Origin of the sequence: Paraburkholderia tropica, assembly GCF_914484835.1 — a bacterium.
GTDB lineage: Bacteria > Pseudomonadota > Gammaproteobacteria > Burkholderiales > Burkholderiaceae > Paraburkholderia > Paraburkholderia tropica_A.
The window spans coordinates 215,235-240,298 of record NZ_CAJZAR010000028.1 but is presented as its reverse complement, the minus strand read 5'-3'; the positions used below and the strand labels follow the sequence as shown (position 1 = coordinate 240,298).

Genomic DNA, 25,064 nt, shown 5'->3' with positions numbered 1-25,064 from the left:
TCAAGGCGCGGCCAGCACCGCGCCTTCCTGCTCCAGCACGCCGATCTGCGCCACGTCGTAACCGCATTCGCGCAGCACCTCGCGCGTGTGCTCACCGTAAAGCGGCGCGGGCCGCGCATGCGAGGTCGGCGACTGCGAAAAATGAATCGGCAAGCCGATGCCCGACATCGTCCCCCCCAGCGGATGCTCGGTCTCAACGATCATGCCGCGCGCGATCGCCTGTTCGTGCGCGGCGGCTTCCGGCACGCTGAGCACCGGCCCGCACGGCAAGCCGATTTCGTCGAAAGTCGCGAGCCATTGCGCGGTCGTGCGTTCACGTAGACGCGCGCTCAATATCGCCACCAGATCGGCGCGATGTTCGAGCCGTCCCGCGTTGGTGGCGAAGCGCGCGTCGTCGGCGAGACCGGGAATCGCCAGCACGGACACGAGGCGCTCGTAATTGCTCTGATTCGCCGCGCCGATATTGATCCAGCCGTCGCGCGTTTCGAAGGCCTGATACGGCGCGCTCGTCGGATTCGCCGAGCCTGCTTTTTGCAGCACGGTGCCGTCGGCGAAATAATTCGCGAAGGCCCAATACATCTGCTGCAATCCTGCTTCGAATAGCGACGTGTCCACCATCTGCCCGAGCCCGGTCACTTGCCGCCCCGCATAGGCCGCGCAAATGCCGAGCGCCGCGAGGATGCCCGCGTTGATATCGGTGACGGGCGAACCGGCCTTGATGGGCGCCTGCCCCGGCTCGCCCGTCATGCTCATGAGGCCGCTCATGCCTTGCGCGATGAGGTCGAAGCCGCCTTTGTCGGCATACGGGCCGCTGCGGCCATAGCCCGAAATCGCACAGTAAATCAGGCCGGGATTGTCGGCCTTGAGCGTCTCGTAGCCCATGCCGAGCTTTTCCATCGTGCCGCGCCGATAGTTCTCCGTCACCACGTTGGCGTCCGCGAGCAGACGGCGCAGCACCGCGCGCCCGCCCTCGGTCTTCAGATTGAGCGCGATGCCGCGCTTGCCGCGATTGACCATCATGAACGACGCCGATTCGCCGCTCGCGAGGATCGGCGCAAAACGGCGGCAGTCGTCGCCGCCCGGCATCTTCTCGACCTTGATGACTTCCGCGCCCATGTCGGCAAGCATCATGCCGCACACGGGCCCCGACATGATGTGCGCGAGTTCGATCACCTTCATGCCCGCGAGCGGTCCCACGCTTTCGCCACGCGGCGCGGTGTGCTTCTCTGCGTTCATCTCAGCGTCCCTTGAATTGCGGCGTCGATTTCGCGAGAAACGCCTGGTAGCCAATGCAGAAATCCTCGGTGCCGAAGCACACGAAGCCTTCATCGCGTTCCGCTTCGCTGAGCGGTGCCGGATTGCGCGCGCGGCGCACGAACTGCTTGTGCCAGCGCGCGACCAGCGGCGCGCCCGCCGCAATGCGCCGCGCCGTGTCGAGCGCGTGCTCGCTCACCTCGGCATCGGGCACCACGCGCGTGACGAGACCTTTGGCGAGCGCTTCGCGCGCGTCGAGAATGCGGCCTTCGAGCAGGATCTCCAGCGCCACCGCTTCGCCCGCGAGACGCAGCAGCGCGTTGAGTTCCGCGTGCGCCATCACGAGGCCGAGGTTCTTGATCGGCGCGCCGAAGCGGCTCGACTCACCGCAGAGTCGCAGATCGCAGAGCGCAGCGAGTTCGAGCCCGCCGCCCACGCAGATGCCGTGAATCATCGCGACGACGGGAACCGGACACGCATCGATCAGGTTCAGCGTGCGATGCATGAGCGCGCCGTATTCGCGCGCCTGCTCGACGTTCGAGCGATCGGTGGCGAATTCGCCGATATCGTTGCCCGGCGAAAAGGCTTTCTCGCCCGCGCCGCGCAGCACGATGCAACGCAGCGACGCATCGGCGGACAGCGTCTCGAAGGTGTCGCCCAGTGTGCGCCAGAGCGTGCGTGTGAGCGCGTTGAGCTTTGCCGGCCGGTCGATCGTGACGATGGCGATGGCGTCATCGCGTTCGTCGCGATCGACACGGATGCGCCCATTGACGGCTTCATTCGTGTCGTTATCGTTCATCAGGATTCCCTGGTATTACGCTGCGGTATGCGCATGCGCGCCATCGGCGGAACGCGAAGCGCTGTCGAGCGCGCGGTCCGGACGCATCGCGAACGACAGCACGATGCCCGCCGCCATGATCGCCATCGACACCGTGAACGGCAGGTTCCAGTTGCCCGTGCGGTCGATCAGCCAGCCGCCCACCACCGGACTCACGATAGCCGCCGCCGCCGACCCCGTATTCATGATGCCGCTCGCCGTGCCCGCATGTTTGGGCGCGATATCCATCGGCACGGACCACATCGGACCAATCGTCATTTCGTTGAAGAAGAATCCCGCGCTCAGGCACAGCGCGGCGAGCGTGACCGTGACGTTCTGCACGAGCAGGATCGGCGCGAGCGAGAGCAGCGTGAGGAACATGCACACGCCCACCATCACGTTGCGCGCGAGGCGCAGATTCTGGCTTTTCTTGAGGATGCGATCGGTGACGGAGCCGCCGAGCCAGTCGCCCAGCACGCCCGCGAAAAACACGCCCGACGCGAACAGCGCCGACTTGCCGAGCTGCATGTGATAGTTGTGCAGGAAGTATTGCGGAATCCAGCCGAGAAACAGCCACAGCACCCAGCCATAGCAGAAGTACACGGCGGTGACCGGCGACATGCGCGCGGCCAGACGACGCCACGGCACCGGTTCGCGTTCCTTCGCGCCCGTGTAGCGTTCGAGTCCGGCGCATTCGGCTTCGGTGATGCGCGGATGCGCGCGCGGATCGTCGCGGAAGTACCAGATCCACAGCACTGCCCAGAGGAAACTCACCACGCCCGTGACGATGAACGCGCCGCGCCAGCCCGACATCAGCATGAGCCAGACGATCAGCGGCGGCGCGACGGCGTTGCCGATGCGCGAGGCGGCGTGCGTCGTGCCCTGCGCGAAGCCGCGGCGGTCGGCGGGCATCCAGTTCGACATCGCGCGCGTGCCGGTCGGGAACGTCGCGCCTTCGCCGAGGCCGAGCAGGAGGCGCGCGACGATCATCGACGCGAAGCCGCCCGCGAGACCGGTCAGCACGGTCGCGCCGGCCCAGATCACGGCGCACACGGCGAGCGTGCGGCGCGGGCCGAAGCGGTCGCCCACCCAGCCGCCGATGATCTGGAACAGCAGGTACGGATACGCGAACGCGGAGAATACGATGCCGATTTCGGTATGCGAGAGATGCAGCTCGGCCGCGAACTGGCTCGCTGCCGTGCTCACGTTGACGCGGTCGACGTAGGTGATGAGGTACATCGCGCACAGCAAGAGCAGCACGCGCGTGGTGGCTCGGCGGAACATCGTCGTCTCCTGTTTAGTCATGGCGCGGACGCGGGGATGCGGCGCGCGGGCTCACTGCTGTAGCGTGATGCGACTGCGTGTACGACTGCGTGAATTGACTACGTGTAGCGACTGCCTGTAGCGACTGCGTGTTTCGACTACGGTTGCGGCGCGGCGGGATGCAGCGCGCGTTCCAGCACCTGCGCGACGTGCAGCGCGTGCGCCGCCGCGCCATCGGCGATCTGATGACGGCAACTCGTGCCGTCGGCGACCACGAGCGCGTCGCCTGCCTGCTGTGCCGCGCGCACGGCGGGCAGCAGCGCGAGTTCGGCCATCGCCATCGAAGTCGCGTAATGCTCGCGTTCGTAGCCGAAGCTGCCCGCCATGCCACAGCACGACGACTCGACTGCTTCCACCTTCAACTGCGGAATCCAGCCCAGCACGGTTTGCACGGGCGTGAACGCGCCAAAGGCTTTCTGATGGCAATGGCCGTGCACGAGCGCGCGCGCTTTCGGCAAGGCGTGCAGCGTCAAATCGAGCCGCTGCGCGGCCCGCTCGCGCACGAGAAACTCTTCGAACAGAAACGCATGGCGCGCGAGCTTCGCGGCGTCCTCGCCGAAACCGTAGGCGGTCCATTCGTCGCGCAAGGTCAGCAGGCACGACGGTTCGAGGCCGACCACCGCCACGCCGCGCTCGACGAACGGCAACAAGGCATCGAGCGAGCGGCGCGCTTCCGCTTTGGCTTCGTCGACGAGACCGGCGGACAGCATCGTGCGCCCACAGCACAGCGGACGCTCGCCCGCAAGCTGATTCAGATGCACGGTGTAGCCCGCCGCTTCGAGCACGCGCTGCGCGGCGCGCGCGACGCCCGGCTCCAGGTAGTTGTTGAAGGTATCGACGAACAGCAGCACTTCGCGCGTGGCAGTGGTCGATTCCGTTTTGCGCTGTTCGCGTTGATCACGCTGCTGCGCGAGATACGAACGCCCGATGTCGGGCAACGCGCGCGCCTCGGCCAGACCGATGCGGCGCTTGATCCACGCCGCCACGCGCGGCAGACGTTCGAGCGCGGCCGGTCCGCCCGGCACGCGGCTCGCGAGCGGCGCATAGCGCGGCAGATACGCCACGAGCCGGTCGCGCCAGCGCAAGCCGTGCTCGCGCCGCCACGCCGCGCGCGCCTCGATTTTCAGGCGCGCCATGTCCACGCCGGTCGGGCAATCGCGCTTGCAGCCCTTGCACGACACGCACAGATCGAGCACGTCCTTGACCGCCTGGCTCGCGAGACCGCCCGCGCCCGCGCCGCCTTCCGCGCCGTCGAGCTGGCCCGACAACGCGAGCCGCAGCGTATTGGCGCGGCCGCGCGTGACGTGCTGTTCGTCGCGCGTAACGCGATAGCTCGGACACATCGTGCCCGCGTCGAACTTGCGGCAATGCCCGTTGTTGTTGCACATCTCGACGGCTTTCGCGAGGCCCGCGCTCGCATCGTGGCCCGAGCCCGGCGCGCCTTCCTCGCCCGTCAGCGGATCGCGCGTGACATTCCACGCGGACCAGTCGAGCGCCGGTTCGAGCGCGCGCTCGCGATAACCGGGCGCGAAACGGAAATGCTCGGCGGCGTCCATCTTCGGCGGATTGACGATGCGGTCCGGGCTCAGCCGATTGCCCGGATCGAACAGCGTCTTGATCTGCGCGAAGGCGGCGTTGATGCGCGGACCGTATTGCCACGCGACCCATTCGCCACGGCACAATCCATCGCCGTGCTCGCCCGAGAACGCGCCCTTGTACTCGCGCACCATCGCGGCGGCTTCTTCGGCGATGGCGCGCATTTTCTGCGCGCCGTCGCGGCGCATATCGAGAATCGGCCGCACATGCAGCGTGCCGACGCTCGCATGCGCATACCACGTCCCTTCCGTGCCGTGACGATGAAACACCTCGGTCAAACGACTCGTGTAGTCGGCGAGATGTTCGAGCGGCACCGCGCAATCCTCGATGAAGGAGACCGGCTTGCCGTCGCCCTTCATGCTCATCATGATGTTCAGGCCCGCCTTGCGCACGTCCCAGAGCGCTTTTTGCGCGGCGGCATCGGCCATTTCGACCACGCTGCCGGGCAGGCCCAGATCGCCCATCAACTCCACCAGCTGCGCGAGACGCGCGATCTGCGCCTCGCGGTCGTCGCCCGCGAACTCCACCAGCAGCACCGCTTGCGGCGAGCCCACCAGCGCGCGCTCGATCACGGGCTTGAACGCGGGATTGCTCAGCGCGAGATCGATCATCGTGCGATCGACCAGCTCGACGGCCGCCGGCCCGAGCTTGACGATGTGCTGCGTGAGGTCCATCGCGCCGTAGAAGGTCGGAAAATTCACCACGCCGAGCATCTTGTGGCGCGGCAGCGGCGCGAGCCTGAGCGTCAACTGGCGGCTGAACGCAAGCGTGCCTTCCGAGCCCACGAGCAGATTGGCGAGATTGGGTTCGCCGTCCGCTTCGAAGGCGAGCGGATTCTGGCAATCGAACAGGTCGAGGTTGTAGCCCGCCACGCGGCGCAGCACTTTCGGCACGCGCTCGCGCAAGGCGTCGCGCTCGCGTTCGGCGATCTCGCGCACGCCGCTCACGAGCGCCTGCGTGCGCGGGTCGCGCGCCATCGTGGAGAGCTTGCCGAAGCGCGTTTCGTGACCGTCGGCGAGCACGGCGTCGATCGCGGCCACGTTGTGCACCATGATGCCGTATTCGATCGAGCGCGAGCCGCACGAGTTATTGCCCGCCATGCCGCCGATCGTGCATTGCGCGCCCGTCGACACATCGACCGGAAACCACAGGCCATGCGGCTTGAGCCACGCATTCAGATGATCGAGCACGATGCCCGGCTCGACCGTCACCGTACGCGCGTCCTTGTCGAAATCGACGATGCGGTTCAGCCATTTGCTCGTGTCGATCACAAGCGCTTCGCCCACCGTCTGCCCACACTGGCTCGTGCCCGCGCCGCGCGCGAGCAAGGGCGTGCCGGTTTCGCGCGCGATGTCGAGCACGAGACGCAGATCGTCTTGATCGCGCGGCACCGCCACGCCGATCGGCATGATCTGGTAGATCGATGCATCGGTGGCATAGCGCCCGCGCGAGGCGCGGTCGAACAGCACGTCGCCGCGCAGCTCGCGCGCGAGGCGCGTGGCCAGCGGCGTGAGCGCGGCGCGCGCCGAAGCGGGCATCAGACGGATCGGCTGAACGAGCGGTTTGGGCGTGGACGTGAGCATCGCGCTTGGGGCAACGTTATGAATAAATCAGGAACCCGAATTTTCTGGGTGTGAGCGATGAGGCGCGCGTGCGTGGCGGATATCGTCACGCACGCACCCCGCTTTCAGAACGATCAGGCGGCCGCTTTCAACGCGGGCCGCGCCGCGTGCTCGGTCAGATAGTCCATCGCCGCGCCCACGCCCGTTTCCGCAAGCGGCACGCCCGCGAGCCGCAGGCCCATTTCGCAGCCGGTGAGCGCCGCCATCAGCGTGAGGTCGTTGCAGTCGCCCAGATGGCCGATGCGGAACATGCGCCCTTTTACCTTGCCGAGCCCCGTGCCCAGCGACAGATCAAAGCGTTCGTAGATGATCTTGCGGACCGCGTCGGCGTCCACGCCCTCGGGCATCATCACGCCCGTGAGCACCGGCGAATACACGGCGGGATCGGCGCACTGGATCTCCAGGCCCCACGCCTGTACGGCGGCGCGGCACGCGGCGGCGAGGCGCTGATGACGCGCGAACACGTTGTCGAGCCCTTCACCGAGGATCATGTCGAGCGCCTCGGCCAGGCCGTACAGCAGATTCGTGTTCGGCGTGTACGGCCAATAGCCCTGCTGATTCATTTCGATGATCTCGGTCCAGCCCCAGAACGCGCGCGGCAGCTTCGCCTCGCGGCTCGCGGCGATGGCCTTCTGCGAGACCGCGTTGAAGCTGATGCCGGGCGGCAGCATCAGGCCTTTCTGCGAGCCGGACACGGTCACATCCACGCCCCATTCGTCGTGCCGGTAGTCGGCGGACGCAAGACCCGAAATCGTGTCGACCATCAGCAGCGCCGGATGCCCCGCCGCGTCGATTGCGCGACGCACGGCGGCGATATCGGACGTCACGCCCGTCGACGTTTCGTTGTGCACGACGCAGACGGCCTTGATCGCGTGGCCCGTGTCCGCGCGCAGGCGCGCCTCGATCTGATCGGCCTGCACGCCGCGCCGCCATCCTTCGATGCCCGGCAAGCCGAGGAATTCAGGCTTGAGGCCGAGGCTTTCGGCCATCTTCTTCCACAAGGTCGCGAAGTGGCCGGTCTCGTACATCAGCACGGTGTCGCCGGGCGACAGCGTGTTGGTCAGCGCCGCCTCCCACGCGCCCGTGCCCGAGGCCGGATAGATCACCACGGGCTGCGCGGTCTTGAAGATCTTCTTGATGCCGTCGAGCACGGCGAGCCCGAGCGCGCCGAATTCAGGCCCGCGATGGTCGATGGTCGGATAGCTCATGGCCCGCAGGATGCGGTCCGGCACCGGGCTCGGACCGGGGATTTGCAGGAAATGGCGGCCAGCGGGATGGAAGTCGAGTTTCAGCATGAAGGCGTCCCACGTCAGGAAAGGTCGGAAGTCACACGCACTGCGTTCGAAGCCACCCGGCACCTGCTCTCACGCCGAAATGGCATTTTGCATGCAAAATACTCTAGTTCACTGAGCCGCAGATGCAAGGCTCAATTGGCATGAAATGCCCCAGGGGAAACCCGTCGATGCAGCGCAGCGAAGCTTTCCGGGCGATCACGCTAGAATGAGGGCACGTCGGTCGATCGGGGTTTCGTATGCAAAATGCAGACATTCCGGACGCACAACTCGCGTCCGCGCAGCCTGAGGCGCACGAACTGGCGCTGCCCAAGCTCGCGCGCCAGCGCCTGCACGACACGGTGGTCGATCATCTGCGCGAATTCATCGTCGAGGGCCAGCTCGCGCCGGGCGTGAAGCTCAACGAGCGCAAGCTCTGCGAAGTGCTCGGCATTTCGCGCACGCCGCTGCGCGAGGCGCTCAAGGTGCTCGCCGCCGAAGGGCTGATCGAGATCTCGCCGAATCGCGGCGCGACCGTCGCGCAACTGAGCGAGGCCGAGATCCGCGACATGTTCGAGCTGATGAGCGGACTCGAATCGTTCGCGGGCGAACTCGCGTGCGCGCGCATCAGCGAAGGCGAACTTGCGCAGATCAAGGCGCTGCACGCGGCCATGCTCGTCTGCCGCGCGCAGAACGACCTGTCCGGCTATTACGCGCGCAATCACGCGATTCACGATCTCATCAACGCGGCCGCGCGCAACGTGGCGCTGCGACAGACCTATGTGACGCTCAACCGGCGCTTGCAGGCGCTGCGTTTTCGCTCGAACTTCCAGACCGCGAAGTGGGACAGCGCGATCCGCGATCACGAAGCGATGATCGCCGCGCTCGAAGCGCGCAACGGCGCGGCGCTCGCCGCGATCCTGCGCTCGCATCTGCTGGCCAAACGCGATGCCGTGCTCGCCGAACGCACGCTCACGGTGGCGGGCATGAACGCGCCGCGATAGCGGTTTCGCTGTTCAAACATCTTTTGACGTGAAGGCGAACGATCTGTGCGCATGCACAGATCGAAGCGCGTGACGAGCCGTGCGCAGCGATTGGCGCGTGCCGACGCCGCCTGCCTTTATACTGCTGGCCCCGGAAACAACGACAGACAAGGACGGCGGCGCCGCGCGCGCCTTCGTCGACAAGGAAGACCAGATGGGACCGTATGTAGACGCCGTGCCCTCGGCCGAAGTGCTGCCCGCGCGCGCCGACGTGGTGATCGTGGGCGGCGGCGTGATCGGCGTATCGGCTGCGTGGCACCTCGTTTCGCAGGGCTATAGCGTGGTGCTCTGCGAGAAAGGCCATATCGCCGGCGAGCAGTCGAGCCGCAACTGGGGCTGGTGCCGCCAGGCGGGCCGCGATATGCGCGAGATGCCGCTCATCACCGAAAGCATGCGCCACTGGCGCGGCATGGCCGAGGCCGTGGGCGCCGACGTCGGCTACCACGAATGCGGCGTGCTCTATATCGGCGCGAACGAGGAAGACGAAGCGGGCTTCCAGCAATGGTTCGACGATGCAGCGGGCTACGACACCGGCGCACGCATGGTGCGCGGCGCGGAACTCGCGAAGCTGATGCCCGGCGCGTCGCGCGCCTATCGCGCGGGCCTGTTCGTGCCGACCGACGGCCGCGCCGAACCGCAGCGCGCCGTGCCCGCGATGGCTCGCGCCGCCCAGGCGCGCGGCGCGACGCTCATCGCGCATTGCTCGGTGCGCGCGCTCGAACGCTCGGCCGGGCGCGTCTCGGGCGTGGTCACGAGCCGCGGACGCATCGCCTGCGATGCCGTGATTCTCGCGGGCGGCGCGTGGTCGAGTCTCTTCTGCGCGAACGAAGGCGTGCGCCTGCCGCAACTGAAAGTGCTCGGCACCGTGCTGCGCACCTCGCCCGTCGAGAACGGGCCGCCGACATGCGGCTGGCTCGGCGACATCGGTTATCGCAAGCGCGCGGACGGCGGCTACACGATCGGCTATAGCGGACATCGCTACACGCCGGTGAGCCCCGATGGCTTCAAATATCTGCGCGAATACACGCCGCTGCTCAAGCAGAACTGGCGCACGATCCGGCCGCGTTTCGATTCGGCGGCATGGCGCGAGTTTCGCGATCGTCCGGGCTGGAACGCCGAACAGACGAGCCCGTTCGAACGCACGCGCACGATGGACCCGTCGCCTTCGCAACGCGGCGTGCAGGCCGCGATGGCGAGCATGCGCCGGCTCTATCCCGCATTCAACGACGCGCGCATCGTGCAGGAATGGGCCTGTTATATGGACGTGACGCCCGACATCATTCCGTATATCGGCGCGGCGGCAAGCGTGCCGGGACTCACGGTGGCGACGGGTTTCTCGGGTCACGGATTCGGCATCGGACCCGCAGCGGGACGCGCGGCCGCCGACGTTGCCATCGGCCGCGATGCAGGCATCGACCTCGCGCCGTTCTCGCTCGACCGCTTCGCGCCGGGCATGCCAATCGTGCCAGGCGGAGAGATCTGAACGCGTGCGCGATTCGCACCACGCCATGCCATTCATTACATGAGATTGCATGGCCTTCCTTCGACGGCGTCGCTGCATGCGACGCCGTTTTTTTCCTGCGACAAATGCGCCATCTTCGCCCCGATGGCCGCATTCATCGAAAAGACCCTGAAAACACGATCTAAACGCAAATCGGCAAATCATACCCGCCCGCTTTATTTCGGCATCCAGATTAATTTCCCGATGTGACGCGTTGTGTCACTTTCATAGCCGTTTTGCAATCGAGCGTTTCGCGTTATGTGCGGCCACTATGGTGGACGCATTTAATTTATTGCTCTATACTCGGTTCGTCTTAATTACAAAACGCAACATCTCTTGCGATTCGCGCTGCAACGTCGTGCAAATTTCACGCTTGCAGCAGGCTCGCACCATCAAACGGAACCTCCGGTTCCAGCGGCACGCAAATTGCTACCGCACTCTTGCCGTTGCAAGCATCGAACGGCGCCCATGCTCTGGCACGCACAACGCGCAGCCGGGCTGAACATGACAACCAGACGAACGCCATAGCGTTCATTCGACGGCCGGCAGCGCACTGAACGCGCGCCGGTACAGACTGTTTCCGTCAGTTCAATCGCGGCCATGCCGGGATCACGAACTTCCTTCGCAGCGCCATTGCGGCGCTCTCGCGGCGTGCCTGCGCGCGCCGTTTCGTCTACAAGGAGGCGTATCTTCATGACTCGACGCACTGTCCAACTCGTGGGCAGCCTCATAGCGATAGCCGTCATTGCGTGGGCCCTCGCCCGCGGCATCGGCGCCGATACGTTCCGCAGCCATGCGGGCGATCTCGCGTACTACACGGGCCAGCACATGCTGCTCGTGGTCTGGTCGATGGCGCTCGCCATCCTCGTCGGCGTGCCCGCCGGCGTGCTGCTCAGCCGCCCGCGCTTTCAGCGCCAGGCCGAACGCTTCATGCAGATCTTCAACATCGGCAACACGATTCCTTCGCTCGCCGTGCTCGCGATCGCGCTCGGCATCTTCGGTATCGGCGATATTCCGGCCATCGTCGCGCTGTTTCTCGCCTCGCTGCTGCCGATCACGCGCAACACCTATGAAGGCGTGAAGAACGTGCCTGCCTCGCTGCGCGAAGCCGCAAAAGGCATCGGCATGACGGGCTGGCAATCGCTCACGCGCGTCGAACTGCCGAATGCGGTGCCGATCATCGTGGGCGGCGTGCGTACCGCGCTCGCCATCAACGTGGGCACGGCGCCGCTCGCCTACCTCATCGGCGCGGACAGCCTCGGCTCGCTGATCTTCCCCGGCATCTATCTCGACAATCAGCCCTTGCTGCTGCTGGGCGCCGCAATCACGGCGATTCTCGCGCTCGCGCTCGACGGCATTGTCGCGACGGGCAGCCGTCAATGGATGCTGCGCCACGGAGGTCTCGCATGATGTTTCGCAGTACGATACGACGTCTCGCGAGCGCCTTCGCCATCGGCACGCTGTGCTTCGCGGCCAGTACCTCCGCGTTCGCGGCCAGGATCGTGCTCGGCGCGAAGAACTTCACCGAGCAATACGTGCTGGCCGAAGTCACGGCGCAATATCTGCGCTCGCGCGGCTATGACGTGGAAGTGCGTTCGGGCCTCGGCAGCACGCTCATGCGCAGCGCGCTGGAGAACGGCCAGTTCGACATGGTGTGGGATTACACGGGCACGGCGGCGCTGGTCTACGACAAGCTTACCGACAAGCTCGGCCCCGAAGCCATGTACCAGCGCGTGAAGGAACTCGACGAACCGCGCGGGCTCATCTGGCTCAATGCGTCCACGCTCAACGACACCTACGCGCTCGGCCTGCCCAGCGAATTCGCGCAGCAGACGGGCATCAAGACCATCTCGCAGCTCGCCGATTATCTGAAGACGAATCCCAAGGCGAAGCACATGGTGTTCGGTATGGACGCCGAATTCGCGAATCGCCCCGACGGCCTGAAGCCGCTGCTCGACACCTACGACATGCACTTCAAGCGCTCGCAGATGAAGCAGATGGACCCCGGTCTCGTCTACACGGCGCTGCATAACAACCAGATCAAGATCGGTCTCGTCTACACGACCGATGGCCGCGTGAAGGGCTTCGGCATCATTCCGCTCGAAGACGACAAGCGTTTCTTCCCGCCGTACAACGCCGTGCCGATCGTGCGCAAGGCCACGCTCGAACACAATCCGAAGCTCGCGGCGCAACTCAACGCGCTCTCGGCGGCGCTCAATAACGACGTGATGCAGGACATGAACAAGGCGGTGGACCTCGACGGCAAGTCGCCGCGCGACGTAGCCGATGCGTTCCTGCGCGCCCACCCGTTGCCTTGAAGGAGCACGCATGAACCTATTCGACTATCTCGCGTCGAGCTGGCCCGACCTGCTCCAGCTCACGCTACAACACATCTGGCTCGTCGGCATCGCCGTGGGCTGCGCGATTATCGCGGGCGTGCCGCTCGGCGTGCTCGTGAGCCGTCACGAATGGCTCGCGGGACCGCTGCTCGGCCTCGCCACCGTCGTGCTCACGCTGCCGTCCATCGCGCTGTTCGGCCTGATGATCCCGTTCTTTTCGCGCTTCGGCCAAGGCATCGGCGCGGTGCCCGCGATCACGGCGGTGTTCCTCTACTCGCTGCTGCCGATCATGCGCAACACCTATCTCGCGCTGCGCAACGTGGAGCCGGGCATCAAGGAAGCCGGCACCGGCATCGGCATGACCTCGTGGCAGCGGCTGCGCCTCGTCGACCTGCCGCTCGCGGTGCCCGTGATTCTCGCGGGCGTGCGCACCGCGGTCGTGATGAACATCGGCGTGATGACGATCGCCGCCGTCATTGGCGCGGGCGGACTCGGCACGCTGATCCTGCGCGCCATCGGCCAGAGCAGCATGATGAAACTGCTGGTCGGCGCCGTGCTGGTCAGTATCGTGGCGATCGTCGCCGACCTGCTGTTGCAGGCCCTGCAACGCGCGCTCACACCGAAAGGAGTACAGAAGACATGATCGAACTCGACAAACTGACCAAGACCTTCGCACAGAAAGGCGGCCAGCCCGTGAAGGCCGTGGACTCCGTGAGCCTCTCGGTGCCTGAGGGCGAAATCTGCGTGTTTCTCGGCCCGTCGGGCTGCGGCAAGACCACCACGCTCAAGATGATCAACCGCCTGATCGAGCCGACTTCGGGGCGCGTGCTGATCAACGGCGAGGACACGACCGGCCTGAACGAAGTCGATCTGCGCCGCCATATCGGCTATGTGATTCAGCAGATCGGCCTGTTCCCGAACATGACGATCGAGGAAAACATCACGGTCGTGCCGCGTCTGCTCGGCTGGGACAAGAAGCGTTGCGCCGAGCGCGCGACCGAACTCATGTCGATGGTCGCGCTCGATCCGAAGCTGTATTTGAAGCGTTATCCGCGCGAATTGTCGGGCGGTCAGCAACAGCGTATCGGCGTGATTCGCGCGCTGGCCGCCGATCCGCCCGTGCTGCTGATGGACGAGCCGTTCGGCGCGGTCGATCCGATCAATCGCGAAACCATCCAGAACGAGTTCTTCCAGATGCAGCGGCAACTGAAGAAGACCGTGATCATGGTGAGTCACGACATCGACGAAGCGATCAAGCTCGGCGACCGCATCGCCGTGTTCCGTCGCGGCCAGCTCGTGCAATACGATCATCCCGATACGCTGCTCGCGCGGCCGCGCGACGAGTTCGTCGCACAGTTCGTGGGCCAGGACAGCACGCTCAAGCGCCTGCTGCTCGTGAAGGCCGGCGACGCCGCCACGCAGCCCGAAACGGCGCGCGTCGACACGCCGCTCACGCACGCCTTCTCGGTGATGGACGAAGCCGACACGCGCTATCTCACGGTGCTCGACGATGCGCGCCATGCGCTCGGCTATGTCACGCGCCGCGCGGCCCGTGGCGCCGATGGCGCGTGCGGCGAGCGCGTCACGCCGTTCGCGGCGTCGGTCTCGGCCGAAGACAATCTGCGCGTGGTGCTCTCGAAGATGTATCAGTTCAGCGCTTCGTGGATGCCGGTGCTCGACGCCGACGGCGGCTATGTCGGCGAGATCACGCAGGACTCGATCGCCGAATATCTCAGCTCGGGCCGTTCGCGCCAGCAAACGGGCCAGGCGCCGGGTTCGTCCGTCAAGGCCGCTGCCACGGCCTGACGCGACTGCGCTCGCGTTCGCGTTCGCGAGGCATCATGAAAAAGGGCTCGGTCGTGTCATGCGAACGAGCCCTTTCTTTTTTGGGGCGCTACAAAGCGAACGCGTTAGCGCGGGCCACCGCCGCCAGGACCACCGCCTGGGCCTCCGCCCGGTCCGCCGCCGGGACCGCCCGGGCCGCCGCCATAGCCGCCAGGGCCGCCGGGGCCGCCGCCTGGTGGCGGTCCCCACCAGCAGCCGCCAAGCGCGGCGGTGAGGAACAGCGCGGTCAACATCGTGATCAGCTTCTTCATGGGCTCTCCTGTGGCGAAGGTCGAGCGGCGCGCGCACGCCACGCATCGACCAGGGACAAGCGCATGAGCAACGCGCATGCCTGCCGCCTGGCCTCACACGCGATCAGCGATACGCGGCCGGCTCATTCGTACGACAAACATTCGACGCGCACGAAGGCCCAGCGTTCATTTTCTTAAGCGTTTCCTAAGCTCGTTGCCCGCACAATCGCGGCTCGCCCACCGCGCCGTCACGCGCGCCCGAGCCCTACGCATGCAACGCCTTTATCACCATCGCGGCCACGCCATCGACGTCAGCGTCGAAACCGTCTGCCGCACGCCGGACGGCGCCGCCACGGCGCTCGACCATATCGCCGTCCTCCTGATTTCCGCAGACGAATCGCGCGAGCTGCCGTTCGCGCGCTTGCGCATCGACCGCACGTCGGGCCGCGCGTTCGAGTCCGCGGCCGACGCGCTGATGGGCGGCTACAGCGTGGGCCGTGGCATCGTCGACAAACTCATCGACGACGGCGAACGCCACGCGCAAGACATCGCCAGCGACGCCACCTGAACGCCTACGCCACCAGATAGCGCTGCACCAGACGCACCCAGGCAGCCGCGCCGAGTGGCAAGACGCGATCGTTGAAATCGTAGCCGGGGTTGTGCACCATGCAGCCGCCGAACTCGCCTTCGCCGTTGCCGAGCAGCAGATAGCAGCCCGGCACCGCGTTGAGCATCCACGCGAAATCCTCGCTGCCGTTCAGGCCTTTCGGCGCCTGCACCACCACGTTTTCCGCGCCGACCAGCTCCGCGCAAACCTGTTGCGCGAGCAACGTTTCATCGGGCGTGTTCACCATCGGCGGCGTGAGCTGGCGATAGTCGATCTGCGCCTCCACGCCATGCGCCTGCGCCGTCAACGCGATGATCTCGCGCACGCGCTGCTCCACCAGTTCACGCGTGTCCGGGCGCGCCGCACGAATGTTCACGCCGAGCGTGACGGTTTCGGGAATCACGTTATGCGTGGCGCCGCCGCGAATGAAACCGACCGACACCACGGCCGTGTCGTCGGGCGCGACGTTGCGCGCGACCACGGTCTGCAAGGCCGTGATCAACGCGGCGGCGGCCACGACCGGGTCCTTCACGCGATGCGGCATCGCGCCGTGTCCGCCCACGCCCTTGAGCGTGACGTCGGCGACATCGGAAGACAAACTCACCGGCCCCGCCAGCACGCGGAACGTGCCCGCCGGCACGCCCGGCATGTTGTGCAGCGCGTACACGGCGTCGCAGGGAAAGCGCTCGAACAGGCCGTCGTCGATCATGGCCTTCGCGCCGCAGAGGTTCTCCTCGTCGGGCTGAAAGATCAGGTTCAGCGTGCCGTCGAAATCGCGCTTGTCGGCCAGCGCCTTCGCCGCTGCGAGCAGGATCGCCGTATGGCCGTCGTGGCCGCACGCGTGCATCTTGCCCGCGTTCTGGCTCGCATACGGCAGCCCCGTGTTCTCGACGATGGGCAAGGCGTCCATATCCGCGCGGATGCCCAGCCGCTTCGTGCCGTTGCCAAGCTTCAGTTGCCCGACCACGCCGCTGCGCCCGATGCCCGTATGCACCTCGTAGCCCCATTGTTCGAGCAGCATCGCCACGAGCTTCGCGGTCGATCCGACTTCGAAACCTAGTTCGGGCTGCGAATGAATCTGGCGTCGCATGCCGATGAAGGTTTCGGCGTCGATGTCGATCTCGGGCAGCAGCGTCGGCAAAAGCTGAAACGGCGTGAGTGTAGGTTCGCGCTTCATGTCGATGTCATCCTCTCTGGTTCTTTGGCCGTGTCGGCTCGGGTTGTATTGGATGTTGCGCGCTCAGGCAACGCGGCGCTCGCGGATGCGCCATACCGCGAACAGCGTCACGCATCCGCACGCGACCATGTACAGCGCCGGCGAAAGCGGATTGCCGGTCTTCGCGATCAGCCAGGTGACGATGAACTGCGAGCTGCCGCCGAACACCGTCACGCCCACGCTATAGATCACCGAAAGACCGCTCGCGCGCACAGACGCGGGCAGCATCTCCATGAGCACGAGCAGCATCGGCGTGGAGCCGAGGTTGGCGCAGGCCGTCATGACGACCGAGAGCAGCAGCACGAGCGGCACGCTCGGAAAGCGCGTCATCAGCCAGAATGCGGGCACCACGACGACGATGTTGAATACGATCGAAGCGATCACGAGCGGCTTGCGGCGCGTGAGGCGGTCGGCGAGACGTCCGGATACGAGCGACGCAATCAGCATCGTGATGCCCGTCGCGCAGCCCGAGAGCAGCGACAGCGACGGCGGCATCTTGAGCACGCGAATCATGTAGGTCGGCATGAAAAACACCACGAGATACATGCCGACCGTACCCGCCGTTACCGCGAGTATGCCGAGCCCCACCTTCGCGCCGTGCTCGCGCATGAGCGTGCCGAGCGGACTGGGCGCATCCGGTTCGGCTTCGTGCGTTTCGTCGAGTTTGGCGCGGATATAGAGCCCGACGGGCGCGATCGCGAGGCCGCCGAGAAACGGCAGGCGCCAGCCCCAGCTTTCGAGCGACGACGGCGTGAGCGTGGCGTACAGCGCGGCGCCCGTGAGCGCGCCGAGCAGTGCCGAGATCCCCTGGCTGCCCAGTTGCCAGCTCACGCGAAAGCCGCGCTGGTTGACCGCGCCCGACTCCATCAGCATCGATGTAGATGCGCCGACTTCACCGCCGAGCGAAAAGCCCTGCAACAAGCGGCCCGCAAGCAGCACCAGCGAACCCCACACGCCCGCCTGCGCGTAAGTGGGCGCGAGCGCGATGCAGAGCGTGCCGCCCACCATCAGCGCGATGGTGAGCGTCATGGCGGCCTTGCGGCCGCGCCGGTCGGCGTAGCTGCCGATAATGAGGCCGCCGAGCGGGCGCATCACGAAGCCGATGCCGAACGTGGCAACCGCGAGCAGCAGCGAACCGTAGGGACTATCGGAGGGGAAAAAGAGCCGGCCAATCAGCAGCGCAAAGAAACTGTAGACCGTGAAGTCGTACATTTCGAGCGCGTTGCCGATCGAGCAGGCGGCGATCAGGCGGAACTGGCTGGCGCGCGTTTGCGTGCGCGCGGGCGGCTGGAGGGCGGGCGCGTCGTCGGCGCTGCTGAGCGTTACGTCATTCATGGCGAATCTCCGCGGGCTGGACCGAACGGCGCGTTCGGGGCGGCGCGCTGTGCGCGCGGCCAGCCGCGCATCAGGCGATTCGATATTCAGCCCAAGCGGCTTTTTGAAAGAAGTGAGAAATTTTCATCGTGATAACCAGATGGAATCGATTGAATAACTGGTTTGGTGGCGGTGTGGTTGGGAACTGGTAATTGGTGAGCGATCGCGCGCAAGTCAATAGAGGCTTTTCTTCCAACGGCGATCCGCTGTTGTCGACACCGCACGTTCTGGAGAACGACCTCGTGATATTTTTTCTTCAGGCGCTTCACCTACAATATTATTTCGCGAACCGGCCACAACCCCCGATCTTCCCGGCTGCAAACGCAATATTTTTGCATTTTCACTGCACTTGATGGATTTCTCGATGGCTGCTCAACTCGACGACTATGACCGGAAATTGCTTGCAGAAGTCCAAAACGATGCGCGCATTCCACAAAACGAATTAGGCGCGCGCGTCAACCTGTCGACTGCGGCAGTCAATCGGCGTTTGAAGCGTCTGTCCGATGACAAGGTCATTGAGCGGTACACCGCAGTCGTCAAATCCGATGCGGTGGGTTATCCGCTGATGATTATCGTGACGGTTGAGATCGAGCGGGAACAGATCGACCTGCTCGATGCAATGAAGCGAACGTTCGGAGCCTGCCCGCAAATCCAGCAGTGTTATTACATTGCGGGCGAATGGGATTTCGTACTGGTGCTCGTCGTGCGCGATATGGACCAATACGACGAGCTGACTCGCGAACTGTTCTTCGGCAATAACAACGTGAAGCGCTTCAAGACGCTTGTCGTCATGGACCGGGTGAAGGCCGGACTTAATGTGCCGCTTGGTATCGAGCCCTAAGTTTGGCGCACAAGCGCGAGCGGGAAGCCATGTTGGCTGCACCGCCCCGCTCTACACGACGCAACGAGTTAGCGTGTGGTGGAAGAAGGCGGCAGCCACGCAGCCTGTCTCGCGAGGACCGACTCGGCAGCCTCGCCGACGCACGCCTCGTAGACCGAGGGTGCAGTCGCGCCTTCGGTGCTGATGAGCAACACGCGCGACTGCGCATCGAGTCCGGCTTCCGCCTTCAACGCGGGTTGACGTAGCAGCGCGTGGAGGCCGGCAAGGCCCGCCGCGCCAGATTCGCCGATGACGAGCGGAGGATCGAAAACGTTGCCGGCCGCGGCCACACGCATTGCCTGAACAGCCTCGGAGTCGTCGATCGTCATGAAATGATCGGCGCCCTTCTCCAGCATTTTCCACGCGAGCGGCGATGCTTCGCCGCACGCGAGTCCCGCCATAATCGAGTCGACGGAGCCCGTTGCCTTTTTCAGTCGACCCGCGACGGCGCTTTGATACAGACAGTCCGCCTCCTGCGGCTCGACGACGACAAAGCGCGGGCGCCTGAGTTGATGAAACTCCCAAAGCTGTCCCACGATGCCGGCCGCGAGACCACCGACACCTCCTTGCACGAAAACATGCGTGAATGCGCAGTGGTCCGGGGTGCACTTCGCCTGTTCGATGACTTCCGCCGCGATGATCCCGTAGCCCTGCATCACGTCGCGCGGGACGTCCTCGTATCCCTCGTATGACGTGTCGGATACGACATGCCAGCCATTCTGTGCAGCCAGTCGTGCGGCTTCTTCGACCGATTGATCGTAGTTGCCCGCACTACGCACGATCCGTGCGCCGTACGCGGCGATAGCCTGCTCACGCTCGGCAATGACGTTCGCATGAATCACGATTACGCATCCACATCCTATGGCTTGCGCGGCGGCGGCGAGTGCTTTGCCGTGGTTGCCGTCAGTTGCACTAATCACCGTGAAGTGCGCAAGCAAATCACGGTGTCGCCCCGCGAACAGATCATCTGCGCTCAACGCATGCTCCGGCCAGCGACGTTTGATCAACCGTACCAGCGCGATCGGCGCGCCGAGCGCCTTGAAGCTCCCGAGCGGTGAACGGGTCGATTCATCTTTGAGGCTGATATGTGCAACGCCGAACTGCTGCGCGAGTCCCGGCAGCGTCCACAAGGGCGTGCCGGCCATGTTGATACCGGGCCAAAAGGCAAGCCACTCCCGACTTTCATTGACCGCTGCGATATTCAATATCTCCTTCAGTCGATCAGGATAAGGCGAATGTGCAATGTGTCTGTTCGATGTAAACATCATAAAGCTCTTTATCTAAAAGATTAGATGGGCTGGTGATCGAAACGATCGTTCAGTGTTCCGGCGAAGACCATCCGAACGGCATACGTAAATGGTAATGCGCCCAGCTCTCTCGTTTTTATCGAAACAGAAACAGACAATGCAAATTCGTATCGAATGGCGGACGAAATGCGAGATTTCTTTCAGCGGTGAAGGAATGCAGTTATGGAGCAGTCCGATGCCGGCTTGCCGCAGGCGGACCCGCGTCGCCCGAGGTGAATAAATTTGCAGCAGCGAGCGCTATTTAGAGAAAAATTCGCGAAATCACCTTTGACGCCCATATTGGATATCAGGACGCATCGATAGACTTCTTCCACGCCTCGTAAAGCGCTCGCGAGTAGTTCTTCGCTTTACCCTGGGTCGATCGGAAGTCAACCATCACTGAACCTCAAGTGGAGATCAATATGATTGTTGTGCGTGGCAAGTCAAGTCTGGTCGCCGTCGTGGCGCTTATGTTCTCGGCGATCGCGACGACGTCGAATGCCGATGAAATTGTCAGGATTGGACACTTCGCTCCATTGACCGGCATGAGCGCCCATGTGGGCAAGGACGACCAAAATGGTGCGCGTCTCGCGATCGAGGAGATCAACGCGAAGCAACTGGTGATCGCAGGCAAGAAGGTCAAATTCGAACTCGATGCTCAGGACGACGCAGCGGACCCCAAGACGGGCACCGTCGTTGCCCAGAAGCTGGTCGACGACGGTGTGGTCGCGGTCATTGGCAGCGACATGTCGAGCACAACCATTCCCGCCGCCAAGATCTTTAGCGATGCAGGAATCGTTCAAATTTCACCGGGCGCAACCAATCCGGCCTATACCTTGCTCGGTTACAAGACTGCGTTCCGCGTGGTCGGTACTGATGCGCAGCAGGGACCGGCACTCGCGAACTACGCGTTGACGGCGCTGAAAGCGCGGACTGTGGCAATCGTGGACGACTCGACGGCCTATGGCCAAGGGCTCGCCAGCGAGTTTGAGAAAGGAGCGAGGAAGCAAGGCGCGACCGTGCTTTCGCACGACGCGACGAACGACAAGGCCGTGGACTTCCGCTCGATCCTCACCAGGATCAAGGGCGAGCATCCTGACGTCATCATGTACGGCGGCGAAGACGCAACGGGCGGCCCGTTCGCGAAGCAAGCGGCGAAACTCGGCATTCACGCGCGAATTCTCGCGGGCGATGGCGTGTGTACGGAGTCGCTGGCAGAACTGGCCGGTACGGCAACCGATAACGTTATCTGCTCTGAAGCCGGAATGGCGCTTTCGAAGATGCCGGGAGGGGCGGCATTTAGCGAGAAATACAAAAAGCGCTACGGGCAACCTATCCAGATTTACGCACCGTATTCATACGACTCCGTGTACATCCTTGTGGACGCGATGAAACGCGCCAACTCGACCGCCCCCGCAAAGATTCTTGCTGCAATGCCATCGACCGATTACGAGGGTGTGATCGGCCAAACGGCATTCGACTCGAAAGGTGATTTGGAGCATGGTGTGATCTCGCTCTTTTACTACAAGAAGGGCGAAAAAACACTCATCGACATTATGAAAATGTAAGGACGGCGCTGTTTCGGATTCGCTGCGATATCGTCGCGCAGAACGCGGCGAACTCGCTCAGCCGGAAACTGATGTCGCTCAGGCCACTTCTTCGCCGAGCGTAAACTGCGCTGCCGTCGCTGCGAGCATGCGTGCCTGGTCTTCAAGCGAACTCGCAGCGGCGGCGGCTTCTTCGACCAAGGCCGCATTCTGTTGAGTGGCGTTGTCCATGTTATTCACCGCGATGCTGACCTGACTCAGCCCGTGACTCTGCTCCTGCGTGGCCGCGGCGATTTCCGACATGATCGCGTTCGTACGCGCGACCGCATCGATCAATTCGGTCATGGTGTCGCCAGCTTCGTTGACCTGTTTCGCACCATCGTCGATACGCGTCGTCGACTTTGCGATCAACTCGCGAATTTCCTTCGCGGCTGCGGAAGATCGCTGGGCGAGCGTGCGGACTTCGCCCGCCACGACCGCGAAGCCACGCCCCTGATCGCCGGCACGCGCGGCTTCGACTGCGGCGTTGAGCGCGAGAATATTGGTCTGGAAGGCAATGCCTTCGATGATCGCGGTGATTTCAGCCACCGACGCGGAACTTTGGCTGATGTCGCCCATTGTCTTGACGACGCGCGACACAACCTCATGCCCGCGCCGCGCAATGTTCGATGCCGTCGACGACAGCTCGCTTGCGCGCTGCACGTTGTCGGCGTTTTGACGGACCGTGCTCGTCAACTCATCGGTGCTCGTTGCCGTTTCCTGAAGCGATGCCGCTTGCGACTCCGTGCGCGCCGAAAGGTCCGCGTTGCCGGCGGCGATCTGACGCGTTGCGCTTGCGATCGCGTTGCTGCCTTCGCTCAGCGTGCGTACCGTCTGCCGAAGATTCGTCTGCATTTCCACGAGACCGCCGAGCATACGCCCCATTTCGTCGTGCGTGCGGACCTCGATCTTGCGGCTGAGATTGCCTTGCGCAATCTGTCCGAAATGCGCCACCGCATCGTTCACCGGGACGAGAATTGCCTTGCGCAGAAAATACCAGCTACCGACCGCAGCGCACAGGCCCGCGAGGATCGCGCCAATGCTGGCCGCGACGAATAGATGATAGTGACGCTCCGTGGTCTCGTACTCTTCCTTCGACTGCTTGAACTGATAAGTCTTCAGCGCGTTCGCCGCCTCCTGCATGGTCGTGTAGATCTTGCCCACACTGAACATCAGCTTGAGGATTTCGTCGCGATCGCCGCGCTGCGTGGCGTCGCGAAAACGTGCGAGTTCGGCTTCCGTTGCCTGGTATTGCTGCGTGACGCTCGATGCCAGTTGGTCCTCTTCTGCATCGCGCGGCAAAGAAAGATATTTTTGCCAGGCGGCTTCCGCGGCGTCCCGAACTTCCTTTTCCTTGCCGTACATGTTCTGTGCGTCTTGCGAGCCGGGATTGATCGCCGCGCGATCGAGCGACGTGCGCTGACGGCCCACCATGATCGTCATCTCACCCACGGCGATCGACTTCGGCAGTTGTTCGGAGTACGTATGCCGGTTCGCGTTGTTGCTGGCGACCATGCCAACAAGCCCAAACGCGCCGATGACAATCAGCAGAACGCCAAGAAAGGACATCGCCGCAATGAGGCGGCCATTAATCGAAAGATGGGTGCGTAGCATCGTCATGAGAGGACTGTCGTTGGTCTGTCAATCAGGCAGGGTCAGTTCGGTACATTCTTAATGAATATCGGCAACATCACACACACCTTTAGTCGTTTTACAGATTAATTCGGTGTCGCCAGCGACATTTCCACCACAACTTAATACGCATACCTGATTAAATGGTTGAGCACGAGAAGTCTGCACCATGATCTATCATTTGACCCGTGACGGCACTGTGTCGTCACGGGTCAAAAGTCGGTGAGCGCATGTCGCTCTCACCGGGTCAAACGCTTTCGCAAACGCGTTACGGGTTCTCCGCGCGTATGGGCTGCGCTGATGCCTTGACCGCTTCGCGTACCTTCGCGACCTGATCCGCCGTGACCGCCGGCGCGTGATTGCCCCAGCTCGATCGCACGAAAGTCAGCACGTCGGCGACATCGCGGTTAGTCAACCGATCCGAGAAGCCCGGCATGCCGTAGTGTGTCGGCGCCGATTTAGTCCACGGCATTTCGCCACCTTGCAGCACGAGATGAATCAACGAAGTCGGATCATCCGAATTCACCGCCGACGAAAGCGCAAGTGCCGGGAAAGTGCCCGAATATCCCACGCCGGTCGTGCGATGGCACGCAGCACAGTTGTCAACGTAGGTCAGCGCGCCATTGCTGCGATCGGTGCCCGCGCGCAACGCGGTGGCGGCGGCCGGATTGGGCAGCAACGCACTGCCTGCGGCGTCAGCCGGCGCGAGCGTCTTCAGATACGCGGCAATCGCGAAGAGATCCGCATCGCTCATATGCTGCGTGCTGTTCTCGACCACTTCCGTCATGCCGCCGAAGGCCGCCGAATGCGCCGTGCGTCCGCCCTTCAGGAACGCGACGATATCCGCCTCGCTCCACGTGCCGAGACCGTCCTTGCTGTCGCCGCGCAGGTTCTTCGCGAGATAGCCGTCGATCACGCCGCCCGAGAGGAACGTGTGGCCGTCGTCAGTCAGCGACTTCTCCTGCAAGCCAACGCCGCGCGGCGTGTGGCACGCGCTGCAATGCGCGAGACCTTCCACCAGATAGCGGCCGCGTACGATCGGATCGTTCGGCAGCGGGCGGTCGTCCGTGATCGCGTCCGGCGCGAACGCCATGCGCCAGAAACGCAGCGGCCAGCGCATCGAAAGCGGCCACATGATATCGGTCGACCGGTTCGGCTGCGCGACCGGCTGCACGCCATGCATGAAGTACGCGTAGAGCGCCTTCACGTCCGAGGGCTTGACCTTCGCGTAGGAGACGTACGGCATGGCGGGATAAAGCGACGAGCCATTCTTCGCCACGCCGCGACGCACGGCATCGTCGAACTCCTGGAACGTGTAGTCGCCAATGCCCGTCGCCTTGTCCGGCGTGATATTGGTCGAATAGATCTTGCCGATCGGCGAATCGATACCCAGACCGCCCGCGAAGGGCTTGCCGTTCTTCGCGGTGTGGCACGCGATACAGTCCGCCGCCGCCGCGAGATAGCGGCCCTTCTCGATGAGCGCCTTGTCGGCGTCGCTCATCGCGGCCGTCGCTTGCGGTTGCGCGGCCTGCGTTGCCACGCGCGGCGCTGAAGCCGGCTCCTGTGCGAACGCGTAAGCGGCCCACGCCGCGCCCGCGACCATCGCCGAGGACAGCGCGGCCATCGTGATTTTCTTCATCGT

General features: G+C 64.1%; 21 protein-coding genes. 9 read left to right on the top strand and 12 right to left on the bottom strand.

From position 1 onward, the window contains the following. From LDO54_RS03115 to LDO54_RS03095, 5 genes are all read right to left on the bottom strand, one after another. Window positions 1–1,236 carry a CaiB/BaiF CoA transferase family protein gene (locus LDO54_RS03115; RefSeq protein ID WP_224006105.1) on the bottom strand — a complete coding sequence of 412 codons (1,236 nt, stop codon included), beginning with the start codon at window positions 1,234–1,236 and terminating at the stop codon, window positions 1–3. 1 nt (window position 1,237) lies between these two features. After that, complete coding sequence (locus tag LDO54_RS03110) at window positions 1,238–2,053, bottom strand: enoyl-CoA hydratase/isomerase family protein (RefSeq protein ID WP_224006102.1); 816 nt, start codon at window positions 2,051–2,053, stop codon at window positions 1,238–1,240. A 15-nt stretch (window positions 2,054–2,068) separates the two neighbouring features. Beyond that, window positions 2,069–3,355, bottom strand: coding sequence for an MFS transporter (locus LDO54_RS03105; protein ID WP_224006099.1), 1,287 nt, complete (start codon window positions 3,353–3,355; stop codon window positions 2,069–2,071). Window positions 3,356–3,492: 137 nt separating this feature from the next. After that, window positions 3,493–6,573 (bottom strand): FAD-binding and (Fe-S)-binding domain-containing protein, encoded by a 3,081-nt coding sequence (locus tag LDO54_RS03100; RefSeq protein WP_224006096.1) that lies wholly within the window; start codon window positions 6,571–6,573, stop codon window positions 3,493–3,495. A 113-nt stretch (window positions 6,574–6,686) separates the two neighbouring features. Further along, window positions 6,687–7,907: a pyridoxal-phosphate-dependent aminotransferase family protein gene (locus tag LDO54_RS03095; protein ID WP_224006093.1), complete on the bottom strand. Its 1,221-nt coding sequence runs from the start codon at window positions 7,905–7,907 to the stop codon at window positions 6,687–6,689. A 236-nt stretch (window positions 7,908–8,143) separates the two neighbouring features. Between LDO54_RS03095 and LDO54_RS03090 the strand changes: the two genes are divergently transcribed. The 6 genes from LDO54_RS03090 (at window position 8,144) to LDO54_RS03065 (ending at window position 14,572) form a co-directional block, all read left to right on the top strand. Beyond that, window positions 8,144–8,887, top strand: coding sequence for a GntR family transcriptional regulator (locus LDO54_RS03090; RefSeq protein ID WP_224006090.1), 744 nt, complete (start codon window positions 8,144–8,146; stop codon window positions 8,885–8,887). A gap of 97 nt (window positions 8,888–8,984) precedes the next feature. Continuing rightward, a complete protein-coding gene (locus tag LDO54_RS03085; protein WP_224006087.1) occupies window positions 8,985–10,409 on the top strand; it encodes an NAD(P)/FAD-dependent oxidoreductase in 1,425 nt (474 codons plus the stop codon). Between the two features lie 711 nt (window positions 10,410–11,120). Next, window positions 11,121–11,837, top strand: a complete 717-nt coding sequence (locus LDO54_RS03080; RefSeq protein WP_224006084.1) for an ABC transporter permease — start codon at window positions 11,121–11,123, stop codon at window positions 11,835–11,837. Beyond that, window positions 11,834–12,745 carry a glycine betaine ABC transporter substrate-binding protein gene (locus LDO54_RS03075; protein ID WP_224006081.1) on the top strand — a complete coding sequence of 304 codons (912 nt, stop codon included), beginning with the start codon at window positions 11,834–11,836 and terminating at the stop codon, window positions 12,743–12,745. The genes LDO54_RS03080 and LDO54_RS03075 overlap by 4 nt, the downstream gene beginning before the upstream one ends. 10 nt (window positions 12,746–12,755) lie before the next feature. After that, window positions 12,756–13,409 (top strand): ABC transporter permease, encoded by a 654-nt coding sequence (locus LDO54_RS03070; RefSeq protein WP_224006078.1) that lies wholly within the window; start codon window positions 12,756–12,758, stop codon window positions 13,407–13,409. After that, window positions 13,406–14,572, top strand: a complete 1,167-nt coding sequence (locus tag LDO54_RS03065) for an osmoprotectant ABC transporter ATP-binding protein OsmV (RefSeq protein WP_224006075.1) — start codon at window positions 13,406–13,408, stop codon at window positions 14,570–14,572. The genes LDO54_RS03070 and LDO54_RS03065 overlap by 4 nt, the downstream gene beginning before the upstream one ends. A 104-nt stretch (window positions 14,573–14,676) precedes the next feature. Here LDO54_RS03065 and LDO54_RS38870 read toward each other — a convergent pair whose 3' ends face one another. Then, window positions 14,677–14,862 carry a hypothetical protein gene (locus LDO54_RS38870; protein WP_290371058.1) on the bottom strand — a complete coding sequence of 62 codons (186 nt, stop codon included), beginning with the start codon at window positions 14,860–14,862 and terminating at the stop codon, window positions 14,677–14,679. Window positions 14,863–15,112: 250 nt separating this feature from the next. On the opposite strand from LDO54_RS38870, the gene LDO54_RS03055 reads away from it, so the two are divergent. Next, entirely contained in the window at window positions 15,113–15,409 is a 297-nt protein-coding gene (locus LDO54_RS03055) for a hypothetical protein (protein ID WP_224006072.1), read from the top strand. A gap of 4 nt (window positions 15,410–15,413) precedes the next feature. Here LDO54_RS03055 and LDO54_RS03050 read toward each other — a convergent pair whose 3' ends face one another. The 3 genes from LDO54_RS03050 to LDO54_RS03040 form a co-directional block, all read right to left on the bottom strand. After that, window positions 15,414–16,625, bottom strand: a complete 1,212-nt coding sequence (locus LDO54_RS03050) for a M20 aminoacylase family protein (protein ID WP_224006069.1) — start codon at window positions 16,623–16,625, stop codon at window positions 15,414–15,416. Window positions 16,626–16,688: 63 nt separating this feature from the next. Next, the gene (locus LDO54_RS03045; protein ID WP_224006067.1) at window positions 16,689–17,999 is read right to left on the bottom strand and encodes an MFS transporter; all 1,311 of its coding nucleotides are present in this window, start codon (window positions 17,997–17,999) and stop codon (window positions 16,689–16,691) included. An 86-nt stretch (window positions 18,000–18,085) separates the two neighbouring features. Beyond that, entirely contained in the window at window positions 18,086–18,307 is a 222-nt protein-coding gene (locus LDO54_RS03040) for a hypothetical protein (RefSeq protein WP_224006064.1), read from the bottom strand. A gap of 95 nt (window positions 18,308–18,402) precedes the next feature. Here LDO54_RS03040 and LDO54_RS03035 point away from each other — a divergent pair, with 95 nt between their 5' ends. Then, window positions 18,403–18,879 carry an Lrp/AsnC family transcriptional regulator gene (locus LDO54_RS03035; RefSeq protein ID WP_224006061.1) on the top strand — a complete coding sequence of 159 codons (477 nt, stop codon included), beginning with the start codon at window positions 18,403–18,405 and terminating at the stop codon, window positions 18,877–18,879. 68 nt (window positions 18,880–18,947) lie between these two features. On the opposite strand, the gene LDO54_RS03030 is transcribed toward LDO54_RS03035, so the two are convergent. Beyond that, the gene (locus tag LDO54_RS03030; protein ID WP_224006058.1) at window positions 18,948–20,183 is read right to left on the bottom strand and encodes a diaminopropionate ammonia-lyase; all 1,236 of its coding nucleotides are present in this window, start codon (window positions 20,181–20,183) and stop codon (window positions 18,948–18,950) included. Window positions 20,184–20,674: 491 nt separating this feature from the next. Here LDO54_RS03030 and LDO54_RS03025 point away from each other — a divergent pair, with 491 nt between their 5' ends. Further along, on the top strand, window positions 20,675–21,772 hold the full coding sequence (locus LDO54_RS03025; protein WP_436975489.1) for a branched-chain amino acid ABC transporter substrate-binding protein: 1,098 nt from the start codon (window positions 20,675–20,677) through the stop codon (window positions 21,770–21,772). A gap of 78 nt (window positions 21,773–21,850) precedes the next feature. Here LDO54_RS03025 and LDO54_RS03020 read toward each other — a convergent pair whose 3' ends face one another. Beyond that, complete coding sequence (locus LDO54_RS03020; protein ID WP_224006052.1) at window positions 21,851–23,410, bottom strand: methyl-accepting chemotaxis protein; 1,560 nt, start codon at window positions 23,408–23,410, stop codon at window positions 21,851–21,853. Window positions 23,411–23,690: 280 nt separating this feature from the next. After that, window positions 23,691–25,061 carry a c-type cytochrome gene (locus tag LDO54_RS03015; RefSeq protein ID WP_224006277.1) on the bottom strand — a complete coding sequence of 457 codons (1,371 nt, stop codon included), beginning with the start codon at window positions 25,059–25,061 and terminating at the stop codon, window positions 23,691–23,693. Window positions 25,062–25,064: the final 3 nt, after the last annotated feature.

What these genes read in the sequence shown, in the direction of transcription:
- LDO54_RS03115 (WP_224006105.1), bottom strand. Translation starts at nt 1,236, where the DNA reads ATGAACGCAGAGAAGCACACCGCGCCGCGTGGCGAAAGCGTGGGACCG.
- LDO54_RS03110 (WP_224006102.1), bottom strand. Translation starts at nt 2,053, where the DNA reads ATGAACGATAACGACACGAATGAAGCCGTCAATGGGCGCATCCGTGTC.
- LDO54_RS03105 (WP_224006099.1), bottom strand. Translation starts at nt 3,355, where the DNA reads ATGTTCCGCCGAGCCACCACGCGCGTGCTGCTCTTGCTGTGCGCGATG.
- LDO54_RS03100 (WP_224006096.1), bottom strand. Translation starts at nt 6,573, where the DNA reads ATGCTCACGTCCACGCCCAAACCGCTCGTTCAGCCGATCCGTCTGATG.
- LDO54_RS03095 (WP_224006093.1), bottom strand. Translation starts at nt 7,907, where the DNA reads ATGCTGAAACTCGACTTCCATCCCGCTGGCCGCCATTTCCTGCAAATC.
- LDO54_RS03090 (WP_224006090.1), top strand. Translation starts at nt 8,144, where the DNA reads ATGCAAAATGCAGACATTCCGGACGCACAACTCGCGTCCGCGCAGCCT.
- LDO54_RS03080 (WP_224006084.1), top strand. Translation starts at nt 11,121, where the DNA reads ATGACTCGACGCACTGTCCAACTCGTGGGCAGCCTCATAGCGATAGCC.
- LDO54_RS03075 (WP_224006081.1), top strand. Translation starts at nt 11,834, where the DNA reads ATGATGTTTCGCAGTACGATACGACGTCTCGCGAGCGCCTTCGCCATC.
- LDO54_RS03070 (WP_224006078.1), top strand. Translation starts at nt 12,756, where the DNA reads ATGAACCTATTCGACTATCTCGCGTCGAGCTGGCCCGACCTGCTCCAG.
- LDO54_RS03065 (WP_224006075.1), top strand. Translation starts at nt 13,406, where the DNA reads ATGATCGAACTCGACAAACTGACCAAGACCTTCGCACAGAAAGGCGGC.
- LDO54_RS38870 (WP_290371058.1), bottom strand. Translation starts at nt 14,862, where the DNA reads ATGAAGAAGCTGATCACGATGTTGACCGCGCTGTTCCTCACCGCCGCG.
- LDO54_RS03055 (WP_224006072.1), top strand. Translation starts at nt 15,113, where the DNA reads ATGCAACGCCTTTATCACCATCGCGGCCACGCCATCGACGTCAGCGTC.
- LDO54_RS03050 (WP_224006069.1), bottom strand. Translation starts at nt 16,625, where the DNA reads ATGAAGCGCGAACCTACACTCACGCCGTTTCAGCTTTTGCCGACGCTG.
- LDO54_RS03045 (WP_224006067.1), bottom strand. Translation starts at nt 17,999, where the DNA reads ATGAATGACGTAACGCTCAGCAGCGCCGACGACGCGCCCGCCCTCCAG.
- LDO54_RS03035 (WP_224006061.1), top strand. Translation starts at nt 18,403, where the DNA reads ATGGCTGCTCAACTCGACGACTATGACCGGAAATTGCTTGCAGAAGTC.
- LDO54_RS03030 (WP_224006058.1), bottom strand. Translation starts at nt 20,183, where the DNA reads ATGTTTACATCGAACAGACACATTGCACATTCGCCTTATCCTGATCGA.
- LDO54_RS03025 (WP_436975489.1), top strand. Translation starts at nt 20,675, where the DNA reads ATGTTCTCGGCGATCGCGACGACGTCGAATGCCGATGAAATTGTCAGG.
- LDO54_RS03020 (WP_224006052.1), bottom strand. Translation starts at nt 23,410, where the DNA reads ATGACGATGCTACGCACCCATCTTTCGATTAATGGCCGCCTCATTGCG.
- LDO54_RS03015 (WP_224006277.1), bottom strand. Translation starts at nt 25,061, where the DNA reads ATGAAGAAAATCACGATGGCCGCGCTGTCCTCGGCGATGGTCGCGGGC.